Consider the following 25,632-nt stretch of genomic DNA (forward strand, 5'->3'; position numbering starts at 1 on the left):
GCCTGAAAACACTGACACGAAAAAGCCAGAGGTTGTTGCGAAGCTGCCGTATCGAGGACCGATCGATTCCGATAGGTTCTCGGCGATCGGCAGGGAGGTGGGCTTCCCTTCGATCGGACTGGGCTAGATTGGTGGCGCTTGTTTCGCAGCCATCGGCATTGGGGGGTAATCATGAAGCAGGTTTTCCTGGCGTTCACGGTGGTGCTCGCGGTTTTTGCCGGTGCGGCAGCGCCCGCCAAGGCCGAACCAATCGTCACCTATGCGCTCGACAACGGGCTGCAGGTGGTGCTGGTGCCGGATCATCGGGCGCCGAAGGTGGTGATGAACCTGCGCTATCGCGTCGGGTCGATGAATGAACCGGCGGGCCGCTCGGGCTTCGCGCATCTGTTCGAGCACCTGATGTTTTCCGGAACGCCGGCCTGGCCGAACGTGTTCGGTGCGCATGCCGCATTGGGCAACGAGATCAATGCCTGGACCACCGAGGACGGCACCGTGTTCTATGTCGACGGGCTGTCGTCGTCGCTGCCGATGATCCTGTCGCTGGAAGCCGACCGCATGGCCAATCTCGGCCGCTCGGTGACGCAAGCCAAGCTCGACCTGCAGCGCTCGGTGGTCAAGAACGAGATGCGCCAGAACGTGCTCGACAAGGCCGGCGCATCCGGCTGGGAAGCCTTCTGGTCGGGGCTGTTCCCGAAGCCGCATCCCTATAGCCGCATGGTCATCGGTTCGGTCGCCGACCTCGACGCTGCGACGCTCGACGATGTCAGAGGCTTCTTCAACACCTACTATCTGCCCAACAATGCCGTGCTGGTGCTGGTCGGCGACCTCAAGGTCGATGACACCAAGGCGCTGATTGCCGACACGTTCGGCAGGGTATCGCGCGGCGCCGACGTGGCGCGACCCGCCGTGCCGGAACCGACGCAGGCACGGCTCAAGCTGGTGCTCGAGGATCGCGTGCCGAGCCCCGTCGTCGTGGTCGGCTTCAGCGGCCCGGCGGCGCAGTCGCCGGACAATGGCGCGCTCGGCATTGCCGCCGAACTGCTCGGCAATGGCGACTATGGATTTTTGCGCAACCGGCTGGTCTCGGAACAGGGCATCGCCACCTATGCCAGCGCGAGCTGGACGGGCGGCCTGCTCGGCGGGCGCTTCACTTTCGAGGCAGGTGCGGCGGCAGGCGTGACGCCGGAAGCGCTGGAAAGCGCGATGAAAGCCGCCTTCGCCGATTTCCAGAAGACGCCGCTCGATCCGGCTGATGTCGAACGCGCGCGCAACGGCATATTGCAGGCCGCGCGGCTGGGCAACGAGGCGCTGAAGGATCGTGCCGGCACTGTCTCCTACAATGCCGACATTCTTGGCGATGCGCAGAGCGCGCTGGTCGACGATCCGCGCGTCAGGAATGCCAGCGCCGCCGATGTCGAAGCGACGATCAAGCGGCTCTTGAAACCCGAAGACGCCAGCGTGCTGGTGTTGAAGCCGGGCCCGCGCGGCGGCTATCCCGACGCGCTGATCGGATCTTCCGGCACGCCGCAGCCCTTTACGGCACCGGAGCGGGTGGCGATCGACATTCCGAAGCATCCGGCCGGGCAAGCGCCTTCGGCGGTGTTGCCTGCCATGGAAACGGCGACGCTCTCCAACGGCATCAAGCTCGTCCACTACACCATGCCGGAGGCGCCGATGGTCTATGTCGCGGCCAGTGCCGAAGGCGGCTGGAACAGCGTGCCGGAAGGCAAGGAGGGGCTGCTGGAGCTTGCCGCCAGCATGGCGACGCGTGGTGCCGGCGATCGCGGTTCGGCCGACTTCGCCAAGGCAACCAGCGATATCGGTGCGGGGATCGGCTATCAGGCCGGCGCACTGACCACGACGATGACGCTTGGCGTGCCGCCGGAAAAACTGGATCAAGGTCTTGGCCTGCTTGCCGACGCGGTGCTGAAGCCGCGGTTCGACAAGACCGAATGGACGGTGCTGATGGCGCAGACGGTCGACTGGCTGAACGGGCGCGAGGCGGACCTGCCGGGCGTTGCCGGCCGCGCGGCAAAGGCAGCGCTCATTCCGCAGGTGCCGGGCAAGGCCGATGCCGACTGGTCGGCAAAGGCGCTGGCCTCGATTTCGCTCGACGAGGCAAAAGCCGCGTTCAAGGCGGAGTTCGCGCCGAAGGCGGTGACCTTCTACAGCGTCGGCCCGATGCCGGTCGCGACCGTCGCTGCCGGCCTTGAAAAAGCATTCGGCACATGGACTAGCGACGCCGCCGGCTACGCCGTCGAAGCGTCGCCGGCGGCGCATTTCAACGGTGGTCAGAAGGTGCTGCTGGTGCCCGAACCCGGCGCCAGCCAGTCGGCGCTTTTCGTGGCGCGGCCGGCGCCCGGCACCGACGAAGGTGAGCGCGCTGAATCGACCGCCGTCGCCAATCTGCTTGGCGATGATTTCTCCAGCCGGCTGAATTCGGTGATCCGCGAGGAGAAGGGCTATTCCTATGGCGTGTCGAGCTATCTCTTGAGCCCGATGAAGGCCGGTTCGGGACTGGTCGTGGCAACCACCGTCGAGCGCGCCAATACCGGTCCGGCGATCACCGAAATCCTGAAAGGCTTCGCCGGCCTGACCACCTTGCCGGTGGCGCAGGACGAGGTCGACCGCACGGTGACCGTCTACCGCCGGGCTCTGGCCGGATCGGCCGAGACCTCGGCTGGTCTGTTCGGCTCGCTGATCGGCGCGGTCGGCAGTGGTTCGACCCTGGAGGACCAGCAAAGCCGCATGACAGCGCGCACCCAGCTGACGCTCGACGCGGTGCAGAAACAGGCGCTTGCATTGTCGTCGCTGGAGCCGTCGCTGATCGTCGTTGCCGGTGATCCCGACGTGGTCATGCCACAGCTTGCCGCGATCGGCCTCAAGGATGTCGAGATCGTCAAGCGTGACGAGGCTGGCGAACAGACGGCGATGCGGGCACTCGACCTTCTCGGCGCCAACAGCCAAGCGCCGTTGTCCGCCTCGCCGTGGCGGGTCGGTGATGGCGGCACGACGCGAGCTGTGCACTCTTGCGCCGGCGCCAAGGACTGCGGCGCGCAAATCCACGCCGATTGATCGGCTCGATGCGCGGCCGCCGGCCGCGCTTAAATCTTGTATCTTTTATCTTTGGTTTCGGGGGAAACGATGAGCGATTCATTTCGGGAAGTTACTTCAGTCTCATGGTTCGGGCGGATCAAGCGCGCGGTCGGTGGGGTCATTTTCGGCCTGCTGCTGATCGTGCTGATGGTGATCGGGCTGTTCTGGAACGAGGGCCGCGCGGTGCAGACGGCGCGCTCGCTGGCCGAAGGGTCGGGCGCCGTTGTCTCGATCAACGCCGACAGCGTCGATGCCGGCAATGACGGCAAGCTGGTGCATGTCAGCGGGCCGGTGACGGCCGATAGCGGCCTGTCGGATCCGGATTTCGGCATCGCGGCGCAAGGGCTGCGCCTGTCGCGCAGCGTCGAGATGTACCAGTGGAAGGAAGAGTCCAAATCCGAGACCACCAAGAAGCTTGGCGGCGGCGAGGAAACCGAGACCACCTACAGTTATTCGAAGGTGTGGGACGACAGCCAGATCGATTCATCCGATTTCAAGAAGCCGGACGGCCATCAAAATCCACCAATGGCAATCCACAGCCGGACCTTCCAGATCCCGCAGGGCAAGCTCGTCGCTTTCGATCTGGATACACCGGTGCTGGACCGCATCGAGGGCGACAAGGACTACTCGCTGTCGGCCAGCCAGTCGGCGGCGATAAAGGCCGCCTATACCGGAACCAAGCCGCTCACCATCGTCGATGGCAGGATCTATCTCGGCAGCGACAACACAACACCTGCGCTGGGCGACTATCGCATCAGCTATGAGCTCGCGCCGCTCGGCGTGGTCAGCATCGTCGCGCGCCAGGCCGGCAGCCGGTTCGAGCCTTACCAGACGCAAGCCGGCGATGCGCTGCTGATGGTCGATACCGGCCAGGTGGCGGCCGACAAGATGTTCGCCGACGCGGTCAGCGCCAACACGCTGATCACCTGGCTGCTGCGCGCCGGTGGCCTTTTGCTGCTGACGATCGGCTTTGCCCTGTTCCTCAGCCCGATCGGCGTGATCCTCGACGTCATCCCGTTCCTCGGCAGCATGGCGCGGATGGGAACCGGCATCATCGCCTTCTTCCTGGCGATCCTGGTCGGCACGACGACGATCGCGATTGCCTGGTTCTGGTATCGGCCGGTTCTGGCGGCGGGCATACTGGCCGCCGGCGTCATCGCGGCGGCGGCGGTCTATTATCTCGGCCGCTCACGCAAGGCAGCGGTGCCGATGGCTGCGCCGAGCGCTGGCACCGCAGCGTAGCTCGCAAAAAGGGCGGCCAAGCCGCCCTTTTTCTTCCGTGTCAGCCCCGGTTTGCAGGCAGGCTTACCGGTCCTCGAAGCCGGTCAGCACGCCGACGGCGTTGATGCCGATCTCCTCGACGGCATAGCCGCCTTCCATGACGAACAGCGTCGGCAGGCCGAGCCTGGCGATGCGGCGGCCGATCTTGGGGTAGTCGGGGCTTTTCAGTTTGAACTGGCTGATCGGGTCCTTCTCGAAGGTGTCGACGCCGAGCGAGACGATGACGATGTCGGGCGCGTAGGCGGCGAGCTTGGCGCAGGCATCCTCCAGCGAGGCGTTCCAGGCGTCCCAGCCGGTGCCGAACGGCATGGGATAGTTGATGTTGAAGCCTTCGCCGGCGCCCGCGCCGCGCTCATCGGCATGGCCGAGGAAGAACGGATACTCGACCATCGGATCACCATGCAGGTTGAGGACCTGCACGTCGGCGCGGTCATAGAAGATCTCCTGCGTGCCGTTGCCATGGTGGTAGTCGACATCGAGAATGGAGACTCGGGCAGCGCCCTGGTCGCGGAACCATTGCGCGGCGACGGCGGCGTTGTTGATGTAGCAATAGCCGCCCATGAATCCGGCGCCGGCATGATGGCCGGGCGGGCGGCAGAGCGCGAAGGCCGACCTCTCGCCGCCCTTGACCAGGCCAGCCGCGGTCAGTGCCACGTCATAGGACGATTTGATCGCGGCCCAGGTGCCTTCGACGAAGGTGGCGCCGGCATCGAAGGAATAGTAGCCGAGCAGCGCATCGACGCGCTTCGGCGGCACGTCGCCGCGCAGGCCGCGCGTCGGCCAGGTGAAGGGCATGGCCGTGCCCTCGTGACCGGAGGCTACCCATTGCGGCCAGACCGTCGGCAAGAAGTCGATATAGTCTGATTTGTGGATACGCTTGGCGGCGGCAAGATCGTGCTCGAGCGGCAGGACGATCGGGCCGAGCTTCTCGCTTTCGACCCGCGCCTTGATGAATTCGGCGCGCGAAGGCTTTTCAAAACCCGGCACGATGGCTGATGTGACCAATTCCATCTGGCCGGCATGGCCAGCATGAAGCGGCGAATAGACAGTCTTCATAAAGTTCCTCTCGAAGTGCGAAGTCAGTCAAGGTTGAGATAGGGGGTCACCAAAGCCAGCCACATTCTTTCCACATCGTCCTCGATGAGGTCGTACGTCTTGCGGTCTCGTTTCAGCCCGACAAGCCGGCAGGCGTGCCCGACGTCCATCATCACCACGCCGAGCCGGCTGGCGATCTTGTCTTCGAGCGCCGGGTTCACATGCTGCAGCCAGGCGGCGTAGAGCGCGATGATCTGCTCGTCATATTCGTCCTGGATCGGCCTGAGATCGGCATTGCCGGATATTGCCTCGATCACCGGCATCAGCGTCGCGTTCTCGAGATATATCCTGGAGGTATCGATGAAGAGCTTGCGCACTTCGCGCCGGAACTCTTCCCGGTCGGTGGGCGGGGGAACCTTGATGCGCTTGGCGATCACTTCGGGAAAGGAGGACAGCCAGCGCCGGGCGAGGTCGAGAAGAATGGCTTCCTTGTTGGGGAAGTATTGATAGATCGAACCGACAGACAGGCCCGCGCGCTGCGCAATGGCGAGCGTCGTCGGCGTCCTGGTTCCTTGCTCTCGCGTCAAGATCAATGCCGCGTCTAGAATCCGGTCGACCACCTTGCTCGACCGCTGTTGCCGCGGCTGCTTGCGCGGTTCGAGCGCTATCCTGGTTTTGCGGTCGAGACTGCGCTTCACGGCTTGATGTCCTCGTTCCCCGCCCGGTCTCAACACAGGCGCAGGGTGCTATCCACAATACATTCGAAATTCCGCATGTTGACAAACGCGAATAATCAGTCGCATTCTTTTATCCACGCTGTTTTCGGAGATCACAAGGGGAATTTCAAAACAGCGCACTGGCATCACTTTTCGTCCGATAGCCGCGGTGACGTGGCAGCCTGTCGGACAAGAGGATTGTCGGTCTCAATCGGTCATCAAAAGCGCGGAGTCGCGATGTCTGTCACGGGTGCGGGTCGTAGTGCGGATCTGATCGTCATCAACGGTCGTGTGTTGACCATGGACGATGACAATCCCGCCGCCGAGGCAGTTGCCGTCAAGGACGGCGCCATCATCGCCATCGGCAGCCGCGCTGCAATCGAAGAGCTCAAGGGAACGGCCACACAGGTGATCGACGCCAAGGGCGGTTCGGTCCTGCCCGGTTTCATCGAAGCTCATATGCATCTGTTCGGCGGCGCGGCTGAACTCGACAATCTGCATCTGGCTGGCGTGCATGGCTTCGATGCCTTGCGCGATGCTATCCAGTCCTTTGCCGCGGCGCGGCCCAACGCCAGGCTTCTGATCGGCGCCGGCGTCGACTATGCGATCCTGCCCGAGCCGGTCACGCGCCACCATCTCGACCAAATCATCCCCGATCGCCCGTTCGCCATGTCGGCCTCCGACCATCATACGATGTGGGCGAACACCAAGGCGCTGGAAGAGGCGGGCCTCCTGCATGGCAGGGAATTGGGACCGGGCAATGAGATCGTGATGGGTGCCGATGGCCTCGCGGCGGGTGAATTGCGCGAGGGCGAGGCTTTCGGCCCGATCCTGGAGCATTTCGGGCAGAACCGCACACGGCTTGGTCTTACGGGCGGTGAGCCGGAACCCTATCCGTCCGCCGAGGAACTTGCCGCCGATCGAGATCTGATGCATCGCGGCCTGGAATGGTGCGCCCGCCACGGCATCACGTCGATCCAGAACATGGACGGCAACCTCTACCAGCTCGAGTTGCTTGCCCGCCTGGAGGCGGAAGGGCGATTGCTGTGCCGTACGAAAATCCCTTTTCACTTCAAGAACTTCATGGACCTCGGCATGCTTGAAAAGGCATCGACGATGGCTTCGACCTACAAATCGGAATGGCTGTCGTCGGGCATGGTCAAGGTGTTCTATGACGGCGTGCTCGATTCATGGACGGCTGTGATGGTCGAGCCTTATGCGGATCGTCCGGACTGGTCCGGCGAGCCGTTGTTTACGCCGGAGCATTTCGCCGAAGTGGCGGTGGAAGCCGATCGTCGTGGCCTGCAGATCGCGGTGCACTCGATTGGCGATGGTGCGGTGCGCGCGGTACTCGACGGCTATGAGGCTGCGCAGAAGAAAAACGGCAGGCGCGACAGCCGGCATCGGATCGAGCACATCGAGGTCACGACGGAGACCGACGTGCCGCGCTTTTCCGAGCTTGGCGTCATCGCGTCGATGCAGCCGGCGCATCCGCCCGGCGCGCTCAACTTTCCGCTGGAGCCGACACTGTCGCGCATCGGCCGCAAGAAATGGCCGCTGAGCTATGCCTGGCGAACGTTGAAAGAGGCCGGTGCGCGCGTCGTCTTCGCTTCGGACTGGCCGGTGTCGCCGGTCGATCCGATCCTGGGCATTCAGGCGGCAGTGCTGCGCAAACCGTGGGCAGAGGGCGATCCCGACCAGAGCTTCTCGCTGCTGGAATCTGTTGCAGCCTATACGATCGAAGGCGCCTATGCCGAATTCGCCGAACACCGAAAAGGCCGCCTGAAGCCAGGATACCTGGCCGATCTGGTGGTGCTCTCGGCCGATATCGAAACAACCGCGCCGGAAGCGCTGCATGCCGTGCGGCCGGTGACGACCATCTGCGGGGGCAAGGTGACTTATCAAGCCTGACGGTGGCACGGGACTTGCGTCCTGAATCAAGATTCAGCTCCGCAGTTGCCAAGCCGATCGGCTTGTGATGACAATCAAACAGGAACGACACCTGCCGCCAAGAGCAGGCTTCTCTCAATGGGGTAATCGTGCCGGAAATACCGGGTAAGAATGCGATCGAAGTCCGTGGTGTGCGCAAGGTATTCGGCACTGGGGAGGCGCAAGTCGCCGCACTGGATACCGTTTCCGTCTCCATCCGCGAAAATGAGTTTTTCACACTGCTCGGACCCTCCGGCTGCGGAAAGACGACGCTCTTGAGGCTGATAGCCGGCTTCGATTTTCCGAGCGCCGGCGAAATCCTGCTCTACGGACAGGACATCGCGCCGTTGCCGCCCTTCAAGCGGCCGGTCAACACCGTCTTCCAGTCCTACGCACTGTTCCCGCACATGACGGTGGCGGACAACATCGGCTTCGGCCTGGAAATGCTGGGCAAGCCGAAGGCCGAGATTACGGCGCGGGTCGCCCAGATGCTGAAACTGGTCAAGATGGAAGCGCTGAGCAATCGCCGCACCAGCCAGATCTCCGGCGGCCAGCAGCAGCGCGTGGCGCTGGCGCGGGCGCTCGCACCGCAGCCGAAAGTGCTGCTGCTCGACGAGCCGCTCTCCGCGCTCGATTACAAGCTGCGCAAGGAAATGCAGATCGAGCTGAAGCGGCTGCAGCACGAGACCGGCATCACCTTCATCTTCGTCACCCACGACCAGGAAGAAGCGCTGACCATGTCGGACCGCATCGCGGTGATGTCGGCGGGCAAGATCCTGCAGGTAGGCGCGCCGCGCGACATTTACGACCGACCGGCCGAACGCTTCGTCGCCGACTTCATCGGCGAGACCAATTTCCTCAAGGGTACCGTGGTGTCGAAGAAATCCGGCATCGCCACCGTGAAGCTCGCCTCCGGCGCAACCGTGGCGGCAGGGTTCCCGGAGAACTTCGATCCCTCGGGTGCAGTCACGGTCGTGGTGCGGCCTGAGCATGCGGATCTGATCGCCGATGTGTCAAAGGGCACGGTCGCCGGAACTCTGGAGAATATCGTCTATTTCGGCACCGACACGCACTACCACGTCAAGCTCGACGGCGGTGACAACTTCATCGTGCGTCACCAGAACAGCCGGTCCGGCGCGGTGACATTCGAGCCGGGCGCCAAGGTGGGCATCGTGTTCGAGGATGACGGCGCGCGGATACTGAAGGACTGATGACGATGGCGCTTTCCCAAGCCGCGTTGTTCGAAGCCAAGGCCGAGAAAGCAAGCGCCAGGCGCAACCGCCTGCTTTCCCTGCCGGCGCTGATCGTCATCGGAATTTTCGGCGTGCTGCCGCTGCTGATCATCCTGGTCTATTCGTTTCTCCAGGCCGCGCCCTATGGCGGCGTGCAATGGAAGTTTTCGACGGACGCCTATCTGAACTTCCTGTTTCAGCAGGATATTTTCGACGACACGCTGCAGTTCACGCCGGATTTCCTGATCATCTATCTGCGCTCGTTTCTGTTCGCCGTGGTGACGACGGTCATCTGCCTGCTGCTGGGTTTTCCGACCGCCTACTTCATGGCCACGCGCACGCCGGCGCAGCGCAACTGGTGGGTGCTGCTGATCACCATCCCGTTCTGGTCGAACCTTCTGGTGCGCACGCTGGCCATCATGTTCATCATCCGCGACGAAGGTCTCATCAACAACCTACTGATCGGGCTTGGCGTGATCGATAAGCCGATCACCATGCTTTACACCAACTTCGCTATCCAGCTCGGCCTGCTCTACTCGTTCCTGCCGTTCATGATCCTGCCGCTCTATGCCAGCCTGGAAAAACTGGATTTCCGATTGGTCGAGGCGGCCAACGACCTTTACGCGACGCGCCGGCAAGTTCTTTGGCGGGTGATCATTCCGCTGTCGCTGCCCGGCATCATTGCCGGCTGTCTGCTCGTCTTCATCCCCGCCCTCGGCGCCTATGTGACGCCGCTGATCCTTGGCGGCGGCATCCATCTGATGATCGGCGATCTCATCGCCCAGCAATTCGGTTCCGGGCGCAACTGGCCGCTCGGCTGCGCCCAAGCGCTGATCCTGATGGCCGCGGTGCTGGTCGCCCTCTACTTCTATGTTCGCACCACGTCGGGGAAGATCCAGCATGGCTGATCCCCGCAACGTCGATATCAAGGACCAGCCCGGGTTCCGCACGATCGCCATCATCTGCGTTGCCGTGCTTTACGTCCCGATCCTGATCCTGATGATCTTTTCGTTCAACACGGGTTCGCTCGTCACCCATTGGGAGGGCGTTGGCCTGACCTGGTACGGCACTGCACTGCTCAATGAGGAATTCCACAACGCCGCCGAGAACACGCTGATCATCTCGGTGAGCGCGACGATCATTTCGACGATCTGCGCCACGCTGGCGGCGATCGGTATGACCCGGGTGAAGCCGTGGCGTGGCCTGCCTGCCGCCTTCATGGTCATCAACCTGCCACTGATGGTTCCCGAGATCATCACGGCAGTGGCGACCTTGTCCTTCTTCGCCTTGATCGCCGGGGCCTTCGGTCTGAATTTCGGCATCGGCAATCTGATCCTCGCCCATACGGTGTTCTGCATTCCCTTCGCCTACATGCCGATCCGGGCGCGTCTCGAGGACATGGACCTGACGCTCGAATCCGCCGCGGCCGATCTCTACGCCACGCCGTGGCATGCGTTCCGGCGCATAACACTGCCGTTGCTTGTTCCCGGGATCATGTCGGGTGCGGCACTCGCCTTCATCGTCTCCTTCGACGATTTCACCATCACGCAGCTCGTCTCCGGCCCCGGCCAGACGACCCTGCCTCTCTACATCTGGAACCAGATCAGGCGGCCGATGACGCCGGAGATCAATGCCATCTCCACCATCCTGCTCCTGGTCTCGATCCTCTTCGTCTCGGTATCGTTCCTGATCGCGCGCCGACGCGCCAAGTGAATCAATGGGAAGGCAAAGGAGAACAAAAAATGTCTAGGAAACTGATGGCTGCCGTTTCGACGGCAGTGCTGTTGTGGGCGGTGCCCGCACTCGCCGATGGCGAGCTGCATATCTACAATTGGGGTGACTACACCAATCCCAAGCTGATCGAAAAGTTCGAGAAACAGTACAACATCAAGGTCACGCTGGACGACTATGATTCCAACGAAACCATGCTGTCGAAGGTGCGTGCCGGCAATTCCGGCTACGACATCGTGGTGCCGTCCGACTACACGGTGAAGATCATGGTCGACGAGGGCCTGCTCGAAAAGACCGAGCCTAACGCGATGCCGAACGGCAAGAACATCGATCCGCGTTTCCTCGACATCTATTGGGACAGCGGCCGCCACTACACCGCGCCCTGGCAGTTCGGCACCACGGCGTTCGCCGTCAACACGGACAAGTTCAAGGGCAACATCGACACGCTGGCCATCCTTTTCGACCCGCCGGCGGAGCTGAAGGGCCAGATCAACATCCTCGACGACGTCAACACCGTCATGCATGCGGCCGAGCGCTATGCCGGCGTGCCGCGCTGCGGTGCCGACAAGGCCAATCTGAAAAAGGTCAACGACATCCTGACGGCCGCCAAGCCGTCCTGGAAGACCTTCAGCTACGACACCATCACCAAGATCACCTCCGGCGACGTGATCGTGACGGAACAGTGGAACGGCGCGACCTACCGCTCGCGGCAGAAGATCCCGGCCATCAAATATGCCTATCCGAAGGAAGGCATCGAAGGCTGGATGGACAATGTGGCTGTGCTGAAGGGCGCCAAGAACCTCGACAATGCCAAGCTGTTTCAGGATTTCATCATGGCCCCGGAAAATGCGGCGCTGATCTCGGAATTCGCCGGCTACGACAACGGCATTGCCGGCAGCCATAAGTTCCTGCAGCCGGATTTCGCCAATTCGCCGGAACTCAATCCGCCGGCAGGCGCGCCGGTGGCGGAATTCGTTCCGCCCTGTCCGCCCGATGTGGTGGAGATCTACAACAAAATCTGGACCAATTTGCGCAAATAGGTTCGGTCTGAAGTCCAGCGGAAGGGAGGCTTCGGCCTCCCTTCTTTGCGACGCGTCGCATGTGGAGGGCTCACATGACGCTGCAAATTCCTGTTTTCATGCATGTCGTCGTCCCAAAACCGCTACGCACTTTTGGGCGGCATGCATCGTGGGAGGGTTCCATGACATCTTACCGCAACAGCGATCCGCGGCCGCCGATCATGCAGGGCTCGCCGCCCGCCATGGTGCCGCCGAAGCTCGACTGGGACCGGCCGCCATGGAACCGCTGGGCGTTCCAGCACATCAGGGAAATCCTGCCGACCGCCGAAGTCTGGCGCGGCAACGGCCATCGCCATCGTCTCGAACGCGCCGAGGTCGATCTTGACGGGCTGGCGGTCGAGGACAGCGAGGGCAAGCCGGCCACGCTCGCCGGGCTACTCGACGAGACCTATACGGACGGCTTCCTGGTGCTCAAGAACGGCAAGGTCGCCTATGAGCGCTATTTCAACGGCATGGATGAGCGCACGCTGCATCTGTCGCAGTCGATGGCCAAGTCCGTCACCGGCGCGGTGTTCGGCATACTGGCCGGACGCGGGCTGATCGATCCGGCCAGGCCGGTGACCGACTATTTGCCGGAACTCGCGGCCACGGGCTGGGCCGGCGCCAGCGTCCAGCATGTGCTCGATATGACGAGCGGCGTGCGTTTCTCCGAGGAGTATACCGACCGCTATTCGGACATCGGCCAGGTCGATGTTGCGACGGGCTGGAAGCCGGTGCCGCCAAGCAGCGATCCGGAGTTTCGCTGGCCCTCGCATATGTATGAGCTGATTTTGGGACTTACGGAAACAGTCCGCCCGCACGGGGCGGCGTTCGAATACCGCTCGATCGAGACCGACGTGCTCGCCTTCATCATGGAACGGGTGACGGGCAAGCGTCTGCCGCAGCTGGTTTCCGAAGAGCTCTGGCAAAAGCTCGGCGCTGACGAAAGCGCCTGCTTCACCGTCGACAGCGCCGGCTATGCCGTGGCCGATGGCGGCTTCAACGCCACGCTGCGCGACTATGGCCGCTTCGGCCAGCTGATCCTCGACAATGGCGGCGGCATCGTGCCGGCCGACTGGATCGAGGCGACGCGCAATGGCAAGCATGGTGCGGACTTCGGCCCCAGCCTGCCCGAAGGCAGCTACCGCAACCAGTTCTGGATCGAGAATTCCAGCTCGCGCGCGCTGATGTGCCGGGGCGTGTTCGGACAGATGATCCATATCGACTGGAACACAGGAATGGTCGTGGTGAAGCTGTCGACCTGGCCGGATTTCAGCAATCTCGCCTACTCCACGGCGACGCTGAAGGCGGTGCACGCCATCGCCGCCGCGCTCGCCTGAATCTCAAGACGAAAAGACCCTGAGGAAACGCCATGACCGGCAAGACCGCGTTCGAAACCCGCTACGGCTTCCGCCGCAACGAGGTGCTGCTTTCCAACTGGCGGGAAAACCCGTTCAGCCGATGGTCGTTCCAGAACCTTGGCGAACTGGTGCCGACGGCACGCGTGGCTGCGGCACCGGCCGGTGCCGAGGCACCCGCACGGGATATGGGCGGCCTGCTCGGCGAAAAGGTTTCGGTGGCCAGCACGCCGGAGACAGTGGCCGAATTCCTCACGCGCTCCAGCACCGACGCGCTGACGGTGATGAAGGGCGGCAAGATCATTGGCGACTGGTTCGCGCCTCATATGGATTTCGGCGCCCGCCACATCATCTTCTCGATCAGCAAGTCGGTCACCGCCATTATCGCCGGCATATTGGAAGGCGAGGGGGTGTTCGATCCGGAAGCGCCGGTGACGCAGTATATTCCCGAAGCCGCCGGCTCGGCCTATGGCGATGCCAGTTGCCGGCATGTGCTCGACATGAGCGTCAGCCTCGATTTCGAGGAAGCCTATCTCGACCCGGAAAGCACTTTTGCCCGCTACCGCCGCGCCACGCTGTGGAACCCGGGCGGCGGCACGGAAAGCCTGCGCGAATTCATCCTGAGCCTGCAGCGGCTGGCCGAGCCGCATGGCCAGACCTTCCGCTACCGTTCGCCCAATTCCGACCTGCTCGGCCTGCTGCTCGAAGGGGCATCCGGCCAGCGCTTCACCGAGCTGATGCGCGAGAGACTGTGGCTGCCGCTTGGCACGTTCAGCGAAGCCTCGATCGGCGTCGACATGGAAGGCACGGCACGCACCGCCGGCGGCATTTCGGTGACACCGCGCGACCTGGCGCGCGTCGGCGAGATGATGCGGCAAGGCGGGACAGTCAATGGCCGCCGCATCGTGCCGGAGGCCTGGGTGCGCGACACGGTCAGCACCGGCGGCAGCGCGGACGCCTGGCAGCGTGGCGCGATGCTGCCGCTGTTCCCAAAAGGCCGTTACCGCAACAAATGGTACCAGACCGGACATGAGAACGGCGCTTATTGCGGCATCGGCATCCACGGCCAGTGGCTCTATGTCGATCCCACGACCGAAGTCGTCATTGCCAAGATGTCGTCGCAGCCGGTGCCGGTCGACGATCCGCTCGATGCCGAGATTGTCGCGTTTTTCGAAGCGCTGAGCCGGACCGTCTGATCGCATTCTGGCCGCCACATTAGCGCGCGCTTTCCTGTGGACCCGCCGGCTTGATGGGAACGCGGCGGTTGGCGGACTGAGTGTCTGCGCCTATGGTCGCCGCTCTTTTCGAGAAGAGTGGGAATGACATGGCATCCGACATAAAGCGCATCGCAGCCATCATCGCCGCCGAGATCAAGGCGCGGCCCGAACAGGCGGCCGCGGCGATCGAACTGCTCGACGAGGGCGCGACGGTGCCGTTCGTGGCGCGTTACCGCAAGGAGGTGACCGGCGGGCTCGACGACACGCAGCTGCGCGACCTTGCCGAGCGGCTGGCCTATCTGCGCGAACTCGATGCCCGCCGCGACACCATCCTTGGTTCGATCCGCGAACAGGGCAAGCTGACCACTGAGCTCGAGGGCAAGATCGCCGCTGCCGCTACCAAGGCGGAACTCGAAGACATCTACCTGCCCTACAAGCCCAAGCGCCGCACCAAGGCCGAGATCGCCAGGGAGCGTGGGCTGGGGCCGCTGGCGGAAGCCATTCTTGCCAACCGTTCGCTGGTGCCTGCCGAGTTGGCGCTCGCCTATGTCACCGAGCAGGTGGCCGATGCCAAGGCGGCACTCGAAGGCGCGCGCGACATCCTGTCGGAACAGTTCGCCGAAAATGCCGATCTGGTCGGCAAGCTGCGCACTTACATGAAGGAACGCGCCTTCATGCGCGCCAGGGTGGTCGACGGCAAGCAGGAGGCCGGCGCGAAATTCTCGGACTATTTCGACCATGTCGAGCGCTGGGCAAATGTGCCGAGCCATCGCGCACTGGCCATGCTTCGCGGCCGCAACGAGGAGATACTGTCGCTCGACATCGAGGTCGATGCCGACGACACCTCGCCGGTGAAACCGGTCGAGCGGATGATCGCCAATGCCTATGCCATCGGCGCCAGCCTGCCGGGCGACCGCTGGCTGATGGACGTCGCCGGCTGGACCTGGCGTATCAAGCTTTCGCTGCACCTGACGCTCGATCTGATGCGCGACCTGCGCGAGCGGGCCGAGGAAGAGGCAATCCATGTCTTTGCCCGCAACCTCAAGGATCTGCTGCTCGCCGCGCCCGCCGGTTCGCGTGCCACGATGGGTCTCGATCCCGGCATCCGCACCGGCGTCAAGGTTGCCGTGGTCGACGGCACCGGCAAGGTGCTGACAACGACGACGGTCTATCCGTTCCCGCCGAAGAACGATGTGCGCGGCACGCAGGCCGAACTCGCCAAGCTCATCCGCCTGCACAAGGTCGAGCTGATCTCGATCGGCAACGGCACCGGCAGCCGCGAGACGGAAAAGCTGGTGGCGGACATGCTGTCCGACATGCCTTCCGATGGCGGGCCGAAGCCGCTCAAGGTGATTGTCAGCGAGGCCGGCGCCTCGGTCTATTCGGCTTCGGCGACGGCGGCGGCGGAATTTCCTGGTCTCGACGTATCACTGCGCGGCGCGGTCTCGATCGCGCGGCGGCTGCAGGATCCGCTGGCCGAACTGGTCAAGATCGAACCCAAGTCGATCGGCGTCGGCCAGTACCAGCACGATGTCGACCAGTACCGGCTCGGCCGCTCGCTGGAAGCAGTGGTCGAGGATGCGGTCAATGCGGTCGGCGTCGATCTCAACACCGCCTCGGCGCCGCTGCTGGCGCGTGTATCAGGTCTTGGCGCGTCGCTCGCCGACGCCATCGTCGCGCATCGTGATGCGACCGGCCCCTTCGCCAGCCGCAAGGACCTGCTCAAGGTGCCGCGGCTTGGACCGCGCGCGTTCGAACAATCCGCCGGCTTCCTGCGCATTGCCAATGGCAGCGAGCCGCTTGACGCCTCGTCGGTGCATCCGGAAGCCTATGGCGTGGCCAAGAAGATCGTCGCCGCCTGCGGCCGCGATGTTCGTTCGCTAATGGGCGACAGTGCCGCGCTGAAAGCGCTCGACCCGCGCGTCTTCGTCGACGAGCGTTTTGGCCTGCCGACGGTGCGCGACATCCTGGCCGAGCTGGAAAAGCCCGGCCGCGATCCGCGCCCCGGCTTCAAGACGGCGACCTTTGCCGACGGCGTCGACGACATCAAGGATTTGAAGCCCGGCATGCTCTTGGAAGGCACCGTGACCAATGTTGCCGCCTTCGGCGCCTTCGTCGATATCGGTGTCCATCAGGATGGGCTGGTGCACGTCTCGCAACTGGCCGACCGTTTCATCAAGGACGCGCATGAGGTGGTGAAGGCCGGCGACGTGGTGAAGGTGCGCGTCGTCGATGTCGACATCAAGCGCAAGCGGATTGCCCTTTCCATGCGTAAGGATGGCGGCGAGGGCGGCGCATCGAAAGGTGGGCCGCGCGACAATGGCGGCGGCAGGCCGGCGCCGCGCTCGCCAACGCCGCAGCGCCAGCCGGAGCGGCCGGCCCAGCAAGGCGCCTTCGGCGCGGCATTGGCGGATGCCTTGAAGCGGAAGTAGCTACCAGGCCAGAACAGCCGGCTCCTTCTCAAGCTGGCCCAGCAGCCAGTCGCGAAAACTGGCGACCGGCGGATGGCCGCGCTTGTCGTGCGGGACGACGAGGTAGTAGGCGCTGCGGCTTTGCATGGGCTGGCCGGGCGCGGGAACGAGTTGGCCGCGCTGTAGTTCGCCCGCGATCAGCAGCAGCGGCAACAGCGCGACGCCGAGGCCAGCCATGCAAGCCTGGGCGGCGGTGCCGAACTGTTCGAACTGCATTCCGGGTCCGGTCGGCGCGTTCAGGCCTTGGTGCTCGAACCATTCCGTCCAGGCGCCGGGGCGCGTTGCCATGTGCAGCAGCGGCAGGCGGCCGATGTCGGCTGCCGCGGCGATGGCGCGGCCAGCGAGGAAAGCGGGCGACACCACCGGCGCCACCGTTTCGCGCACCAGAAGCGTCGAGTCCGCTTCCGGCCAGTCCGGCAGGCCGTAATGGATGGCGGCATCCAGCCTCTCCCTGGCGAAGTCGAAACGGCCGACGCGGGTGACGAAGTTGATGGTGATGTCGGGGTTATTCTCGACGAAATCGGGGATCATCGGCATCAGCCAGCGCGTGCCAAAGGTCGGCAAAATGGCAAGGTTCAGGATGCCACTATGCCGATTGCTCATCAATCCGAGAGCGGCATCGCGCAATTGGCCAAGGGCTGACCGCACCGCCTCGGCGTAGGCTTCGCCCGCTGTCGACAGTCGGACATTGCGGCTGTCGCGCTCGAACAACCGGCGGCCGAACTGATCTTCGAGCAGTCTGATCTGTCGGCTGACCGCACCTTGGGTCAGATCCAGCTCCTGTGCGGCGGCGGTGAAACTGCCAAGCCGGGCCACCGCCTCGAAGGCGGCGAGGGCGCTGATGTTTGGCAAGAGGCGGCGCTGGACACTCATGATCCATTCCTAACGCTCATTGATCTGTGAAGCAATTTCGTTTGATTTTTTAAGCCCACGGGCCGATAAGCCGGGCTTCACCGTTTAAGGACCGAGAAGCCATGGCCGCCGACAAGAATGCATTCGTCTGGGAAGACCCGTTCCTGATCGAGAACCAGCTTTCGGAAGACGAGCGCATGGTGCGCGACGGCGCGGCGGCCTTCGCGGCCGACAAGCTGGCGCCACGCATCGAGGACGCCTATCTCAACGAAACCTTCGACACCGCGATCTTTCGCGAGATGGGCGATGCCGGCCTGCTCGGCATCAACATTCCGGAAGAATTCGGCGGGCTCGGCTCCACCTATGTGACCTACGGGCTGGTCGCACGAGAAGTCGAACGTGTCGATTCCGGCTATCGCTCGATGATGTCAGTGCAGTCGTCGCTGGTGATGTATCCGATCTATGCCTATGGCTCGGATGAACAGCGCAAGAAGTATCTGCCCAAGCTCGCCAGCGGCGAGTGGATCGGCTGTTTCGGCCTGACCGAGCCGGATGCCGGCTCCGACCCCGGCGGCATGAAGACACGCGCCGAAAAGACCGCCAACGGCTACAAGCTCTCCGGCTCCAAGATGTGGATTTCCAACGCGCCGGTCGCCGATGTGTTCGTCGTCTGGGCGAAGCTGAAGGGCGAGAACGGCAAGGACGAGATCCGCGGTTTCGTGCTGGAAAAGGGCATGAAGGGCCTTTCGGCGCCGAAGATCGGCGGCAAGCTGTCGCTGCGGGCGTCGATCACCGGCGAGGTGGTGATGGAAGGCGTCGAGGTCGGCGAAGACGCGCTGCTGCCCAACGCCAAGGGGCTCGGCGGCCCGTTCGGCTGCCTCAACCGGGCTCGCTACGGCATCTCATGGGGCTCGATGGGAGCGGCGGAAGATTGCTGGCACCGCGCCCGCCAGTATGGCCTCGACCGCAAGCAGTTTGGCAAGCCGCTGGCCGGCACGCAGCTCTACCAGAAGAAGCTCGCCGACATGCAGACCGAGATCGCGCTGGGATTGCAGGCTTCGTTGCGCGTCGGGCGGCTGCTCGATGAAGGCAAGATGGCGCCGGAGATGATCTCGATCGTCAAGCGCAACAATTGCGGCAAGGCGCTCGACATCGCCCGCCAGGCGCGTGACATGCATGGCGGCAACGGAATCCAGATCGGCTACCACGTCATGCGCCACGCGCAGAATTTGGAGACCGTCAACACCTATGAGGGCACGCATGACGTGCACGCACTGATCCTGGGACGGGCGCAGACGGGCATTCAGGCCTTCTTTTAAGCATTGGCTGGCAATCGCGACGGTGGCGACTGGCAGCGGAGATCCATCGCTGGGGCAATTCGCAAGCCTTCGTGATTGTGCAAGGCGTCTCCTTGCTTCGTCATCCTAGGGCGGAGCAAGGAGCGAAGCGACGCGGCGCAGACCCTAGGATCCATGCCGTAATATCTGTCGTAGAATGCAGCGGTTCAGAATGGCGCAAGGGTGCGCGAGATAACAAGATTTCACCGTTGTGGTGCTCGAAAGTCGCGGCATGGATCCTAGGGTCTCCGCGACGTCGCTTCGCGACTGCTGCGCCCTAGGATGACGAGGTGATGGAGGCTGTTAGCCAATTATAGGCGCGGTTGCGCGGTTCTTGCGTGCTTAAATTAGGTGCACCGCAACATCTGTGCTTGGAGAATGGCCGGCAGATGTGTCAGGGTTCGGCGAATTCATCTGAAACGCCGATCTCCGGGGCCCCATGGCAATTTTGGCAGCCGTCTACCACCTGACCCACTACAAATATGACCGGCCGGTGGTTCTCGGGCCCCAGATCATCAGGCTGCAGCCGGCACCGCATTCGCGTACCAAGGTGCTCAGCCACTCTTTGAAGGTCGAGCCGGCGAACCACTTCGTCAATTTGCAGCAAGACCCGTATGGCAACTTCCTTGCCCGTTTCGTTTTCCCGGAGCCGGTGAGCGAGCTGAAGATCGAGGTCGACCTCGTCGCCGACATGACGGTCTACAATCCGTTCGATTTCTTCGTCGAGCCCTCGGCCGAGGCGTTTCCGTTCGAGTACCCGGAAGAGATACGCGACGATCTCGCCATCTACCGCACGCCTGAGCCGGCGGGTCCGCTGCTCGCGGCCTTCCTCAGGACTGTCGAGCGCAGTGCTCCCAACACGGTCAATTTCCTCGTCGACCTCAATGCGAGGCTGCAGCGCGAGATCGCCTACATCGTGCGCATGGAGACCGGCGTGTTCTCGCCGGAGGAAACGCTGGCCGCCGGCAAGGGATCGTGCCGGGATTCGAGCTGGCTGCTGGTGCAGATCCTGCGCAATCTCGGCATCGCCGCGCGCTTCGTCTCCGGCTATCTGATCCAGCTGAAGCCTGACCTCATCGCGCTCGACGGACCGGCTGGCACCGCGGTCGACTTCACCGATCTGCATGCCTGGTGCGAGGTCTATCTCCCTGGCGCCGGCTGGATCGGCTTCGACCCGACCTCCGGCCTGCTGACCGGCGAGAGCCATGTGCCGCTCGCCGCGACACCGCATTTCCGCAATGCGGCGCCGATTTCCGGCATGGCGAGCTTTGCCAATGTCGAATTCGGCTTCGAGATGCGGGTCGATCGCATCGCCGAGCATCCGCGTATCACCAAGCCATTCTCCGATGAGAGCTGGCAAGCGCTCGATGCGCTCGGCAACAAGGTCGATGCAGCACTTGCGGCCGGAGACGTGCGGCTGACCATGGGCGGCGAGCCGACCTTCGTCTCGATCGACGATTTCGAGTCCGCCGAATGGAACACTGCCGCCGTCGGCCCGACCAAACGCGAAAAGGCCGATGCGCTGATCCGCAAACTGCGCGAGCGTTTTGCGCCGGGCGGTTTCCTCCACTATGGCCAGGGCAAATGGTATCCGGGTGAAAGCCTGCCGCGCTGGACCTTCTCGCTCTATTGGCGCGCCGACGGCCAGCCGGTGTGGAGCGATCCGTCGCTGATTGCGCGGGAAAAGAGTTCGGCCGATATCGGCCCACAGCAGGCCGAAAGCCTGCTGACAGCGATCGCTGGCGAGCTTGGCATCGACAAGACCATGGTCAGCGAAGCCTATGAGGATCCGGCCGAATGGCTCCTCAAGGAAGGCAAGCTGCCGGAAAATGTCGATCCGTCCAATTCCAAGCTCGAAGACCCGGAAGAACGCAGCCGCATGGCGAAAGTGTTCGAACGCGGGCTGACCAAGCCGTCGGGCTATGTGCTGCCGGTGCAGCGCTGGAACAGCCAGGCGTCGGGGCCACGCTGGCGTTCTGAAAAATGGAAGACGCGGCGCGGCCGGCTGTTCCTGGTGCCGGGCGATTCACCGGTCGGCTACCGCTTGCCGCTCGGCACACTGCCCTATGTGCCGCCGGCCCAGTTCCCCTACATCGTGCCCGTAGACCCGTCGCTGCCGCGTGGAGCGCTGCCGCCGCGTGAGGCGATCCTCCCCACCGCCGCGCCAGCCGAGTTGGAAGGCGCGGATGAAATGGCACGCCGCCAGCAGGCGGCGTCCTTTACAGCGGCGACTGGTCAGCAGGACCGGGTCGAACAAGAGATCACCGAGATCGGCGGCGCGGTGCGTACGGCGCTTTCGGTCGAGCCGCGTGACGGCCGGCTCTGCGTGTTCATGCCGCCGGTCGAGGCGCTGGAAGACTATCTCGAATTGGTCGCCGCCGCCGAGAACGCGGCGAAGGCGATTGGCCTACCAGTCCACATCGAAGGCTATGGCCCGCCGCATGACCCGCGCCTCAACGTCATCCGTGTCGCGCCCGATCCCGGCGTCATCGAGGTCAACATCCATCCGGCTTCCAACTGGCAGGATTGCGTGGCGACGACGACGGCGATCTACGAGGAAGCGCGGTTGACCCGGCTTGGCGCCGACAAGTTCATGATCGATGGCCGCCACACCGGCACCGGCGGCGGCAACCATGTCGTGGTCGGCGGCGCGACGCCAAATGACAGCCCGTTCCTGCGTCGGCCCGATCTGTTGAAGAGCCTGGTGCTGCAATGGCAGCGGCATCCCTCGCTATCCTATATGTTCTCCGGCCTGTTCATCGGCCCGACCAGCCAGGCGCCGCGCTTCGACGAGGCGCGTCACGATCTCGCTCTACGAGCTTGAGATCGCCATGGCGCAGGTGCCGCATCCCGATCAAGGCAACGCGCCGCTGCCGTGGCTGGTCGACCGGCTGTTCCGCAATCTTCTGACCGATGTCACCGGCAACACGCACCGCTCGGAAATCTGCATCGACAAGCTGTTCTCGCCGGATGGTCCGACCGGGCGGCTGGGCCTTGTCGAGTTCCGTGGTTTCGAGATGCCGCCCAATGCGCGCATGTCGCTGGCGCAACAGCTTCTCGTCCGCGCCATTATCGCCCGCGCGTGGAGAAACCCGCTCGACGGCCGTTTCGTGCGTTGGGGCACATCGCTGCACGACCGCTTCATGCTGCCGCATCATGTCTGGGCGGACTTTCTCGATGTGCTCGACGACCTCAAGCTTAACGGCTTCGAGTTCCGCCCAGAATGGTTCGACGCCCAGCTCGAATTCCGCTTTCCCTTCTGCGGCGAGGTCCAGCACGCCGGCATCAAGCTGGAACTCCGGCAGGCGCTGGAGCCGTGGCATGTCATGGGCGAGCAAGGCACGATCGGCGGCACGGTGCGCTTCGTCGATTCCTCGGTCGAACGGCTGCAGGTCAAGACCGAAGGCCTGAACCCGGAGCGCCACGCCATCGTCTGCAACGGCCGCATCGTGCCGATGAAGGTCACGGACAATCGCGAAGTGGCGGTGGCGGGCGTGCGCTTCAAGGCCTGGCAGCCGGCGTCGGGCCTGCATCCGGCGCTACCGGTCAACACGCCGCTGGTGTTCGACATCTATGACCGCTGGTCGGGCCGGGCGATAGGCGGCTGCGTCTACCATGTCGCGCATCCCGGCGGCCGCAACTACGACACTTTCCCGGTCAATGGCAACGAAGCGGAAGCACGGCGGCTCGCCCGCTTCGAACCGCGCGGCCACACGCCATCAGGCTATGTGCTGCGCGAGGAACAACCAGCGGAAGATTTCCCGATGACCCTTGACCTCAGGCGGCCGGCAAGACTCTGATCAGCAATGGCAAAGGGGAATCACAAAAGGATACGCGGCAAGCCGCAGATCCATAGCCTGCTGGAGCACTACCAGCCGATCGACGGCGTCGTCGACGAGATGGTCGACGCTGCGGGCAATCCCCGTCCGGTCTGGAAGCATTTCATCGAGGCGCTCGACGATCTTGGTGCCGAGAAGCTCGGCCAGCGTTTTGCCCGCGCCGACCAGTATCTGCGTGATGCCGGCGTCTACTACCGCGTCTACGACAAGGCCGGCGCCAATGAGCGCGAATGGCCGCTGGCGCATGTGCCCCTGCTCATCGAAGACGCCGAATGGGCCGCGATCAGCGCCGGGCTCGTCCAGCGCGCCGAACTGTTCGAGGAAACCATCGCCGATATCTACGGGCCGAACCGGCTCGTCGAAAAAGGCATCCTGCCGGCGGGATTGATCGCCGCCAGCCCTGAATATTTGCGACCTGTCGTGGGTGCCACGCCGGCCGGCGGCCATTACCTGCATTTCTGTGCCTTCGAACTTGGCCGCGGGCCAGACGGCCAGTGGTGGGTGTTGGGCGACCGTACGCAGGCGCCATCAGGCGCCGGCTTTGCGCTTGAAAACCGCGTCGCCACCACGCGTGCGCTGTCCGATATCTATGGCGAGATGCATGTGCACCGGCTCGCCGGCTTCTTCCGCCGTTTTCGCGACGCACTGATCGGCATGGCCAGGGAAAGCGACGGCCGCGTCGCCATATTGACGCCGGGACCACTCAACGAAACCTATTACGAACACGCCTATATCGCCCGCTATCTCGGCATCATGCTGCTCGAGGGCGAGGATTTGACCGTCTCCGGCGGCAAGCTGATGGTGCGCACCGTTTCCGGCCTGATGCCGATCAGCGTGCTGTGGCGGCGGCTCGATGCCGCCTTCGCCGATCCGCTCGAACTGCGTTCGGATTCGCAGATCGGCACGCCGGGGCTGGTCGAGGCGATCCGGCAAGGGGCGGTTTCCACCGTTAATGCGTTGGGCTCCGGCCTGATGGAGACTCGGGCGCTGCTCGCCTTCCTGCCCAAGATTTCACGCGCCCTGCGGGGTGAGGAGTTGTTGCTGCCGAGCGTCGCGACATGGTGGTGCGGGCAAGCGACCGAACGCGCCCATGTGCTGGCCAATATCGACCGCATGGTGGTCGGCCCGGCGCTGTCGACAAGGCTTGCCTTCGAGGATGATGGCCAGACCACGCTCGGCTCCGCCTTGTCGGCCGGGGAGCGGGCCGAGCTGGTGGCGCGCATCGAACGCGATGGTGGCGCCTTCGTCGGCCAGGAAGCGGTGACGCTGTCGACGACGCCGGTCTTTGTCGGCGGCTGGCTGGAGCCGCGGCCGGCGAGCCTGCGCGTCTACCTGGCGCGCACGCCCGACGGCTGGACGGTGATGCCGGGCGGGTTTGCCCGGGTCGGCCTGTCGCTCGACCCGACGGCGATCGCGATGCAGCGCGGCGGTCAGGCGGCGGACGTCTGGGTGGTCAGCGACAAGCCGGTGGAGCGCGAGACACTGCTGCCGCAGGAGGGCGACAGCTTCACGCGCACCAGGCCTGGCAGCCTGCCCAGCCGCGCGGCGGAAAACCTGACCTGGCTCGGCCGCTATATAGAGCGCTCGGAAGACACGGTGCGCATCCTGCGCGCCTACCATGTGCGGCTGGCCGAGACATCCGACCCCGATATGCCGTTGCTGGCCGACATCAGGGACTATCTCGAACCGTTCGGCATCGACGTCGAGACGGCGATCCCGTCCGGTCTGATCGGCACGCTCGACAGCGCCGTCTACAGCGCCGGCCAGATCCGCGACCGCTTCTCGCCCGATGGCTGGCTGGCGCTGAAGGACCTGTCGAAGACCATCCACCAGTTCGCAACGACCGTGGCGCCGGGCGACGACGCGACACGGGCGATGACGGTGATCCTGCGCAAGCTCGCAGGGTTTTCCGGCCTGCTGCACGAGAACATGTACCGCTTCGCCGGCTGGCGCTTCCTCGAGATCGGCCGGCGGCTGGAACGCGGCATCCAGATCGCCCGTACGCTGTCCCGGCTGACCCGCGCCAAGGCGCCGGACGGCGCGCTCGACATGATGCTGGAGATCGGCGACAGCGTCATGACCCACCGCCGGCAATATCCGGTGCAGACCGGCCGGCGCACCGTGATCGATCTTCTGGCGCTCGATCCGCTCAATCCGCGCTCCATCCTGTTCCAGTTGGAAAGGCTGAAGACCGAGATCGGGCTGTTGCCATCGGTCGGCGGCGAGGGGCACATGTCGCCGGCGGCGAAGGAGATCCTGCAGCTCAACACCGCCATCGCCATCAAGGAGCCATCGGACATGACGGCAAAGGCGCTGGACGAACTCGCCTATGAAATAGGCGGTCTCTACAACAGCCTCGCCAAAGCCTATTTCGGCTAGAGCAATTCCAGGAAAAGTGTGAATCGGTTTTCCGTCCGGAATTGCGTCAAAACAAAGAGTTAGGCAGGTTCCGCAAAAGTGCCGCGCGGTTTTGCAGCAAG

Annotated in this window: 15 protein-coding genes and 1 pseudogene; 13 read left to right on the forward strand and 3 right to left on the reverse strand. The window is 63.8% G+C overall.

All coding sequences use genetic code 11. From position 1 onward, the window contains the following. Positions 1 to 171 precede the first annotated feature (171 nt). Both AC56QX_RS12355 and AC56QX_RS12360 read left to right on the forward strand, forming a co-directional pair. Positions 172 to 3,075, forward strand: a complete 2,904-nt coding sequence (locus tag AC56QX_RS12355) for a M16 family metallopeptidase (RefSeq protein ID WP_497116209.1) — start codon at positions 172 to 174, stop codon at positions 3,073 to 3,075. Positions 3,076 to 3,144: 69 nt separating this feature from the next. Further along, on the forward strand, positions 3,145 to 4,338 hold the full coding sequence (locus AC56QX_RS12360; RefSeq protein ID WP_497116211.1) for a TMEM43 family protein: 1,194 nt from the start codon (positions 3,145 to 3,147) through the stop codon (positions 4,336 to 4,338). Positions 4,339 to 4,401: 63 nt separating this feature from the next. Here AC56QX_RS12360 and AC56QX_RS12365 read toward each other — a convergent pair whose 3' ends face one another. Both AC56QX_RS12365 and AC56QX_RS12370 read right to left on the reverse strand, forming a co-directional pair. Then, positions 4,402 to 5,433 carry a histone deacetylase family protein gene (locus tag AC56QX_RS12365; RefSeq protein WP_497116213.1) on the reverse strand — a complete coding sequence of 344 codons (1,032 nt, stop codon included), beginning with the start codon at positions 5,431 to 5,433 and terminating at the stop codon, positions 4,402 to 4,404. 23 nt (positions 5,434 to 5,456) lie between these two features. Beyond that, the gene (locus tag AC56QX_RS12370; RefSeq protein WP_477219920.1) at positions 5,457 to 6,110 is read right to left on the reverse strand and encodes a TetR/AcrR family transcriptional regulator; all 654 of its coding nucleotides are present in this window, start codon (positions 6,108 to 6,110) and stop codon (positions 5,457 to 5,459) included. A 255-nt stretch (positions 6,111 to 6,365) separates the two neighbouring features. On the opposite strand from AC56QX_RS12370, the gene AC56QX_RS12375 reads away from it, so the two are divergent. From AC56QX_RS12375 to AC56QX_RS12410, 8 genes are all read left to right on the forward strand, one after another. Beyond that, complete coding sequence (locus AC56QX_RS12375; RefSeq protein WP_497116215.1) at positions 6,366 to 8,039, forward strand: amidohydrolase; 1,674 nt, start codon at positions 6,366 to 6,368, stop codon at positions 8,037 to 8,039. Between the two features lie 128 nt (positions 8,040 to 8,167). Further along, entirely contained in the window at positions 8,168 to 9,268 is a 1,101-nt protein-coding gene (locus tag AC56QX_RS12380) for an ABC transporter ATP-binding protein (RefSeq protein WP_497116217.1), read from the forward strand. Next, positions 9,268 to 10,197, forward strand: a complete 930-nt coding sequence (locus tag AC56QX_RS12385; protein ID WP_023770430.1) for an ABC transporter permease — start codon at positions 9,268 to 9,270, stop codon at positions 10,195 to 10,197. Before AC56QX_RS12380 ends, AC56QX_RS12385 begins: the two co-directional genes overlap by 1 nt. Further along, a complete protein-coding gene (locus AC56QX_RS12390; protein ID WP_497116220.1) occupies positions 10,190 to 11,002 on the forward strand; it encodes an ABC transporter permease in 813 nt (270 codons plus the stop codon). Before AC56QX_RS12385 ends, AC56QX_RS12390 begins: the two co-directional genes overlap by 8 nt. Positions 11,003 to 11,031: 29 nt before the next feature. After that, positions 11,032 to 12,060, forward strand: a complete 1,029-nt coding sequence (locus AC56QX_RS12395; RefSeq protein ID WP_027045458.1) for an extracellular solute-binding protein — start codon at positions 11,032 to 11,034, stop codon at positions 12,058 to 12,060. 161 nt (positions 12,061 to 12,221) lie between these two features. Next, positions 12,222 to 13,418, forward strand: a complete 1,197-nt coding sequence (locus AC56QX_RS12400) for a serine hydrolase domain-containing protein (protein ID WP_497116222.1) — start codon at positions 12,222 to 12,224, stop codon at positions 13,416 to 13,418. 32 nt (positions 13,419 to 13,450) lie between these two features. After that, positions 13,451 to 14,632 carry a serine hydrolase domain-containing protein gene (locus tag AC56QX_RS12405; RefSeq protein ID WP_497116224.1) on the forward strand — a complete coding sequence of 394 codons (1,182 nt, stop codon included), beginning with the start codon at positions 13,451 to 13,453 and terminating at the stop codon, positions 14,630 to 14,632. A 128-nt stretch (positions 14,633 to 14,760) separates the two neighbouring features. Further along, the gene (locus tag AC56QX_RS12410) at positions 14,761 to 17,085 is read left to right on the forward strand and encodes a Tex family protein (protein WP_497116226.1); all 2,325 of its coding nucleotides are present in this window, start codon (positions 14,761 to 14,763) and stop codon (positions 17,083 to 17,085) included. On the opposite strand, the gene AC56QX_RS12415 is transcribed toward AC56QX_RS12410, so the two are convergent. Beyond that, positions 17,086 to 17,997, reverse strand: a complete 912-nt coding sequence (locus AC56QX_RS12415; protein WP_497116228.1) for a LysR family transcriptional regulator — start codon at positions 17,995 to 17,997, stop codon at positions 17,086 to 17,088. A gap of 101 nt (positions 17,998 to 18,098) precedes the next feature. Here AC56QX_RS12415 and AC56QX_RS12420 point away from each other — a divergent pair, with 101 nt between their 5' ends. From AC56QX_RS12420 to AC56QX_RS12430, 3 genes and pseudogenes are all read left to right on the forward strand, one after another. Next, positions 18,099 to 19,295 carry an acyl-CoA dehydrogenase gene (locus tag AC56QX_RS12420; protein WP_497116230.1) on the forward strand — a complete coding sequence of 399 codons (1,197 nt, stop codon included), beginning with the start codon at positions 18,099 to 18,101 and terminating at the stop codon, positions 19,293 to 19,295. Positions 19,296 to 19,752: 457 nt separating this feature from the next. Continuing rightward, positions 19,753 to 23,113 (forward strand): annotated as a pseudogene (locus AC56QX_RS12425) (transglutaminase family protein). A 6-nt stretch (positions 23,114 to 23,119) separates the two neighbouring features. Beyond that, positions 23,120 to 25,531: a circularly permuted type 2 ATP-grasp protein gene (locus AC56QX_RS12430; protein ID WP_497116232.1), complete on the forward strand. Its 2,412-nt coding sequence runs from the start codon at positions 23,120 to 23,122 to the stop codon at positions 25,529 to 25,531. The last annotated feature ends 101 nt before the right edge of the window (positions 25,532 to 25,632 follow it).

Source organism: Mesorhizobium sp. RCAM 06353 (genome assembly GCF_059683585.1).